The 6,613-nt window shown below is 36.0% G+C and carries 4 protein-coding genes; 1 reads left to right on the forward strand and 3 read right to left on the reverse strand.

The genetic code is table 11. The features are described from left to right. Positions 1 to 179: 179 nt before the first annotated feature. Positions 180 to 1,847, reverse strand: a complete 1,668-nt coding sequence (asnB, locus tag NK356_RS15505) for an asparagine synthase B (protein ID WP_253317399.1) — start codon at positions 1,845 to 1,847, stop codon at positions 180 to 182. A gap of 320 nt (positions 1,848 to 2,167) precedes the next feature. Further along, entirely contained in the window at positions 2,168 to 3,835 is a 1,668-nt protein-coding gene (locus NK356_RS15510) for a GLPGLI family protein (RefSeq protein ID WP_051934421.1), read from the reverse strand. 411 nt (positions 3,836 to 4,246) lie between these two features. Between NK356_RS15510 and NK356_RS15515 the strand changes: the two genes are divergently transcribed. Further along, the gene (locus NK356_RS15515) at positions 4,247 to 4,975 is read left to right on the forward strand and encodes a hypothetical protein (protein WP_253317400.1); all 729 of its coding nucleotides are present in this window, start codon (positions 4,247 to 4,249) and stop codon (positions 4,973 to 4,975) included. Positions 4,976 to 5,001: 26 nt separating this feature from the next. Here NK356_RS15515 and NK356_RS15520 read toward each other — a convergent pair whose 3' ends face one another. Further along, on the reverse strand, positions 5,002 to 6,207 hold the full coding sequence (locus tag NK356_RS15520; protein ID WP_034697016.1) for an RsmB/NOP family class I SAM-dependent RNA methyltransferase: 1,206 nt from the start codon (positions 6,205 to 6,207) through the stop codon (positions 5,002 to 5,004). Between the last annotated feature and the right edge of the window lie 406 nt (positions 6,208 to 6,613).

Here is a 6,613-nt window from a genome sequence, read left to right on the forward strand (position 1 = left end):
ATATGTTTGAATGAAAAAAATATACATGTCATTAGTGAATTTTGCTTTGCAAGTGAATTATTAACTGTCAATTTTTGCTTCGCAAGTGAATAATAAACCTGTAATCCCGTAACCCAAATCCCGCAACAAATTCACGAGTGAAGCGGATTTACGATTGGCCCATTCATAAATATCCCTTTTTAATATGACGTCTCATGCACCTTCACAGCTCTTCCGCTTGGATCATTCATTTTTTTGAACGCTTCATCCCATTCCAGAGCAATAGGAGTGGAGCAGGCAACTGATGGAACCGATGGAACGGTTGCAGCTGCGGTTTCACTTGGGAAATGTTCTTCAAAAATAGTTCTGTATCGGTATTCTTCTTTGTTCTGAGGCGTGTTTAGCGGGAATCTGAATCTTGCATTAGTCATCATTTCGTCCGTCACTTCTTTTTCAGCCACCTCTTTTAAGGTATCGATCCATGAATAGCCTACACCATCCGAGAACTGTTCTTTCTGTCTCCATACAATAGAATCTGGAAGTAAGTCTTCAAAAGCTTTTCTCAATACCCATTTTTCAATTTTCCCTTCAGCAGTGTTAATCATTTTATCCTGAGGGTTAACAGTCATAGCGATATCCATGAATTCTTTGTCAAGGAAAGGTACTCTGCCTTCAATTCCCCAGCTCATCAGTGCTTTGTTGGCTCTTAAACAATCATAAAGGTGGAGTTTGCCAAGTTTTCTCACAGTTTCATCGTGGAATTCTTTTGCGTTAGGAGCTTTATGGAAGTATAAGTAACCACCGAACAATTCATCGGAGCCTTCTCCTGAAAGAACCATTTTAATCCCCATCGATTTGATGACTCTTGCTAAAAGATACATCGGGGTAGATGCTCTGATAGTGGTTACATCATAGGTTTCAAGGTGATAAATGACATCACGTACAGCATCCAGTCCTTCCTGAACAGTGAAGTTAACTTCATGGTGAACCGATCCGATATGTTCTGCAGCTTTTTGGGCCGCTGCAAGATCAGGAGAACCAACCAATCCTACCGCAAAACTGTGAAGTCTTGGATACCAGGCTTCCTGAGTATCGCCACTTTCAATTCTCTGGCGGGCAAATTTTGCAGTGATTGCTGAAATAACAGATGAATCTAATCCTCCTGAAAGAAGCACACCATAAGGAACATCACTCATCAGTTGTCTGTGAACGGCATCTTCGAGACCTTTTCTCAATTTTGATATATCCGTTTCATTGTCTTTTACATGATCAAAGCTGTCCCATTCTCTTGTATACCATTGCTGAAGTTCGGCTCCGTCCGGGCTGTACATCAAATGTCCTGGTAAGAAGGTTTCTATTTTTTTGCAGATTCCTTCAAGAGCTTTTAATTCAGAAGCAACATAGTAGTTTCCGTTTTTATCCCAACCTTGATAAAGCGGGCAGATTCCCATATGATCGCGGGCAATAAGATAAATATCGTTTTCTGTATCGTATAAAGCGAATGCAAAAATTCCGTTAAGTTTTTCTACGAAATCTTTTCCGTATTTTCTGTAAAGGGCAAGGATCACCTCACAGTCGGACTGAGTCTGAAACTCATAATCCGGAAATTCTTCTTTAAGTTCTCTATGGTTATAGATTTCACCGTTCACCGCTAACACTACTTTTCCATCTTTAGTAAATAGAGGCTGTTTTCCAGAAGTAGGATCTACAATGGCAAGTCTTTCATGAGAAAAAATTACTTTCTCGTCCTGAAAAACTCCACTCCAATCCGGTCCTCTGTGACGGATTTTTTTTGACATTTCCAATACCTGAGGTCTTAATACTTCAGTTTTTTGCTTGGCGTCGAATAAACATACAATTCCACACATGATTTTTATTATTTATGGAACAAAAGTAGAAGGGATGTTTATAAATAACAATAAAAAATATTTAAAAACGAAAATTTTTAATCAATTAATGTTTTAAAGTTAAAATTTTTAACTATTTCTTGAAATTGACATGTTTTTGATTAATTTTTTTCGTTGAGCCGAAATGGATGTGATTTCCATACGAAATAAAAATGACATATTTATTAATCTATGGTAATTAATTATATGAATTTTACCCCTTACTTTGTGGCTCGAAATAATTTTTTTTCATCATTTGTGTTTTTACCTTCTTGCAATTCTCATGCAAGAAGGTTTTGTTTTTATTGTACTCCCAGTAACGTTCCTGAAACATTCCATGAGCTGAAACTTGTTCCTTCTGTAGGTCCCTGCGGAATTTTTACCTGTATCGTGTGTTTACCTGCTTTCAAATCTCCCAGAGGGATGAAATTAGGATTGGTAACCGTTCCCGGACACCAGTTTGATCTGCTGAGGTCTGAGGATGAAAGCCCGTCCTGGAAATTTCCGGAAGCCGGATTGTATAAACGGTAGGAGCCACAATCTGTTCTCCATGGGATAAATGAAAATACAGCATTTCCATCCATGAATATAGAATTGGCTTTTGGAACGAACTCATCACCGTTTTCCCAACCGCCGTGTCCTGTTGTGGTATATCTTAGCTGTGCATTTTTCAGATCTTTATCCAAAGTGAAAGTAACAAGAAGACCTTTATCCTGGTTGAACATAGTAGAGTAGTCCTGTCCGGCCATTTCCATAATATTTAACGTATTGAATAAAGGAATAGCGGTATTGTTTTTATTAACGGTCTGATCACTTTTATGAATCGTAATATCAAGGCTCACTTTATGTCCTCCTTTATCATAATTGCCGATAAATGTACCTATCCAAAGTTCTTTTCCTGATAAAGCAGGCTTCAAATCTGTAATGTCTTGTCGGTAAGGGCTTATGGTCTGCCAGTCTTTTCCTTTAAGCTGAATATGATTGAATTTCTGGATGCCAAAGGCGGTAAAGAATCTCATCATTTCCATGGCAGGGCTATAGTTGTCTGTAGCGGTTATTCCGTAATATTGCTTTCCGTTTCCGTTTTCATAGAGAGGAAGTGTTTTTGCTCCTTTTTCCAATCCGTCAAAAAAAGACTTTTCTTTATCCTGTGGAATGAAAAATACAGTTCCGGTTCTGTCATAAGCATCTCCGTTAGACTGTTGTTTTAGTTCTACAAAAATATTTTCTCCTTCTGTAATAATTGGGAATTTTATTTTTTTAAGAATGATAGTTCCGTTGGCGTATCTTTTTATCTGGTCATCAGATTTTGAAGCGTCAGAGAAATTGATGGTTTCATTTTCGAAAATATTCAGCGTGGTAAATCTGCTTTTCCAAAGGAGATCTTTATATCCCAGCTGATCGGTTGTCTGTATGTCTCCTTTTAGAATGTTCTCAATCCCGGTATTTTTGATTTTTTTGATTGATCTGGCTGTAACTAAAGAATTTTTGTTTCTTTCCACTTCCAGAACTAATCCTAAATTCTGTCCTAAAACGGATGGTCCGCCTTTTAAGTTCAAATCATTGGTGTACCAAACTTCAATGGTATTTGAATTGACCTTTGTAACCGCTTTTTTACAGTTGTATCCTAAGATCTTTTTTGTTTCATTGGTAAGTTCAAAATTCTGTTTTCCCACCGACTCTGCATCTGATGCTGAAATAATGGATCCTGGCTTTAAAAAAGCGTAAGAAACAATCGTGTTAGACGGCTTTTCTACCTTAGTAATCTCATAAGGATAGCTGCTTTTTTGTTCTTTGATGGTACTGTTAAGAATAAAATTTTCCTTCTCATTGACCCAAACGATGGTAGAAGGTTGATCCGTTGATATCTTTCCGTTATAAGAACTGGTGTACTGAATTTCATACGTCTGTGCAGAAAACAGACAGTATGCGAAAACAGCCAGAAAATTGAAAACGATTCTTGTATGCATAAATAATTGAGTTTGCTGCAAAGGTATTCTAAACTTTCTACAGCATCAAACCGGTTTTAATCTATACAGTTAGTAGGCAATGGGGTTGAAATGTTACAAAAATTGTTACATTTTTTCGGGCAGGTTTTAAACAATATTGAACTTGAAATAAATTGATAGATCTTACGTTCAATCAAAAAAATAATACCATTGAAAAACTTTTTTCTCCTTTTTATATTTCTATTGTTGTCAAATTCTGTAGAAGCACATAAACCTAAAGTAAGGATAGAAAACCTCGGAAATATAAAGACTTATTTTAAGTCAGGGTTTAATTTTAATCAGAAAACAATTGAATCTGAAGAGCTAAAGATACGGGTTATTGGTAGGTTGTCCAGAATTATTGCTGAAAAATTAGGATGTTCTGATACGATCATGATTGAAAGAACAACTTATTATGCTCATGATGCTGCTCAAAATTTTTTTATTCTTGAAAATAATAATTCTCAATATAAGCTTGCTGTTTTGGATGAAGGAGTTTTACTGAAAACTAATAACAATGGTCTGGCAATTAGAGTTATGAGTGAAAATGTAAATGTTGTGGATGTTTTAAAGCTTGTGGAATATTCTATTCTGAATCGCAAGAAACTTAATAAGAAACTTATTCCCCAAACCTATTTTTATGGAGAAGAAAAGTTGAAAATATTAGCAAATTCTGAAGATTTTATTCGAAAAATATGTAAAATGCAATCCAAATTAGTTGATGAAGTTATTGATAACAATATTGAATTATTGGACAATGGATTTTTAAGAACTGAAATTTCATGGAAAAACGGGAAATTCATGTTTGGAATTAACCGTAAATATCCAGCAGGTGAGACTTATCCAGATTCTGAAATATATAATTATGAGATTGAGGATTTCAAATATTATGTAGATTCTGCTTATTCAGATTTCTTTCTGATTTTTCTTGCTCCCAATACATTTACATACTTTGACGGTGATAGTGAGAATACACCAGATAAAATAGAAGTAGAAAAAAGTTCGTGGTACCCGTTTCAACTTTCAAAAGATAATTTTGGTGATAAAATAGTTCTATTTGATACGAATGCTTACTTCTATGTTTATAATTTCAAAAAAAAACTACTCCAGAAAATAGAGTAGTTTAATGTATTGTTGTTGGATTTGAATTAAGAAATTCTCTCAATCAGAGCCATATAGAATCCGTCATAGCCTTCACTAGGCATTACTTTTTCATCTTTAATCATCTTGAATCCAGGATTGTTTTTGATGAACTCATCTACCTGAAGATTATTTTCAGATGGAAGGATAGAACAGGTAGCGTATACCATTTTTCCTCCTTTTTTAAGCATTTTAGAGTAGTCCTGAAGAATTTGTTGTTGCTCCTTTTTAATTCTGTCAATAAAGTCCTGGTCAATTTTCCACTTACTGTCCGGGTTTCTTTTCAAAACTCCAAGACCTGAACATGGTGCATCAATCAGAAGTCTGTCAGCTTTTTCATGAAGACGTTTAATCACTTTATTATCAGAGATCATACGGGTTTCAATATTGTGGGCTCCGGCTCTCTTGGCACGACGCTTCAGCTCGGCAAGTTTCCATTCGAAGATATCTAATGCTACAATCTGCCCTTTGTTTTTCATTAATGCTGCTAAGTGCAATGTTTTTCCTCCTGCACCCGCACACGCATCTACTACTCTTTGTCCTTCTTTTACATCAAGGAAATACCCGATTTTCTGAGAAGAAGCATCCTGAACTTCGAATAATCCTTCTTTGAAAGCCGTAGTAAGGAAAACATTTTTCTTTTCTTCCAGCTGAACAGCATCAGGATAATTTTTAATAGGATAAGAAACAACACCTTCATCTGAAAGGTCAGAAATAAGTTCTTTAGTTGTTGTTCTTAAAGAGTTTGCTCTTAAAACTGTAGGAGCCTGCTCATTCAAAGCAGCCATTTCTTTTTCCCAGTTAGCACCTATTTCTTTTTCAAGAGTTTCAGCCAGCCATTCAGGAATAGAGTGTTCTATTGCTTTTGTAGGAACAGTGTTCTTTTTAAGTTTGGTAAGAATATCGGCGATTTTGATTCCGTCAAATTCTTCGAATTTTTTATAATTGGTTTTACTCCAAAGTAAATACGCAATAATCAGTTTGTAGATATTGTTGGGTTTTACACCTTCACCCATATAGTATTCAAGGCGTTTTTTCCAACGGATAATATTGTAAAAAATTTCAGAAACAACGGCTCTGTCCTGGCTTCCCCATTTTCTGTTTGCTTTCAAAAGTCTTTCGATAACTTTATCGGCATATTTGTTTTTCTCAAAAAATGTCTCCTGTAAGGCATCGTGAATTCCGATTGCCAAGTTTCTGTGAATAAGTTCCATAAATTTGCTTCGCTGTTTGAATCTGCAAAAATACGACTTTTAATTGAGAGTTGAGGATTTGGGTGGGAGAGTTTGAGAATAGGAAAGATGAAGGGGATTGTGAATGGTGAATCCGCTTCGCTTGTGAATTTTGGGGTTTGGGTTTCCGGTTGAGAGGTTATGACTAATTATATATTGTACAGATCAGTTTTCTAATGGAAGGTGGCGCATTCACCATTCACTTTGCAAAGCAAAAATTGACTATTGACAATCTAGGATTCAGTAATGAATGGTGAATCCGCTTCGCTTGTGAATTTGTTGTGTGGTTCGGGTTGCGAGATTCGGGGTTCGGGTTTCCGGTTGAGAGGTTATGACTAATTATATATTGTACAGATCAGTTTTCTAATGGAAGGTGGCGCATTCACCA

This window comes from Chryseobacterium sp. S0630, assembly GCF_024158915.1.
Taxonomy (GTDB): domain Bacteria; phylum Bacteroidota; class Bacteroidia; order Flavobacteriales; family Weeksellaceae; genus Chryseobacterium.